At 72.1% G+C, this 534-nt stretch carries 1 protein-coding gene; it reads left to right on the forward strand.

Annotated features, from left to right (window positions below):
• On the forward strand, positions 1-534 hold a 534-nt coding region (locus PKF00_RS44315), incomplete at both ends, for a serine hydrolase domain-containing protein (protein WP_271223802.1).

The raw sequence follows: 534 nt of genomic DNA on the forward strand, positions 1-534 counted from the left end.
CGATCTGGTCCGGGACCGGATCGCCCGGCCGCTGAACCTCAAGCACACCTACTACGCCACGGACTCCACCTGGCGTGGCTCCCATGCCCACGGCTACGAACCGGACGCCGACCACATGCCGCCGGCTGTGCCGGCCGAGTTCCGGCACTTCGCCGGGGCGCGCCACCACGGTCACGTGGACGTCTCCGACAACGATCCCGGGTGGGGCGGGGCGGCCGGGGCGGTGGTGTCCACCACGCAGGACTGGTCCCGGTTCTACACCGCGCTGATGTCCGGCAGGCTGCTGCCCGCCGCCCAGCTGGCACAGATGCGCACCACCGTGCCGGCGGACCCGGAGCAGCCGGACGGGCCGGGCTACGGCCTGGGCATCCAGACCGGCGCCCATCCGTGCGGCACGTTCTGGGGTCACGACGGCGGCATTCCCGGCTATCTCACCAGCACCCTCACCGACCGCGCCGGCGGCCGTACGGCGATCGTCCTCATCTCAACGGAGTCCTGGGCCGAGTTCGGGTCCGACCCGAAGATCGCCAAGGC

It is taken from the genome of Streptosporangium carneum, assembly GCF_027922005.1.
In the GTDB taxonomy this organism is placed as follows: Bacteria; Actinomycetota; Actinomycetes; order Streptosporangiales; family Streptosporangiaceae; genus Streptosporangium; species Streptosporangium carneum.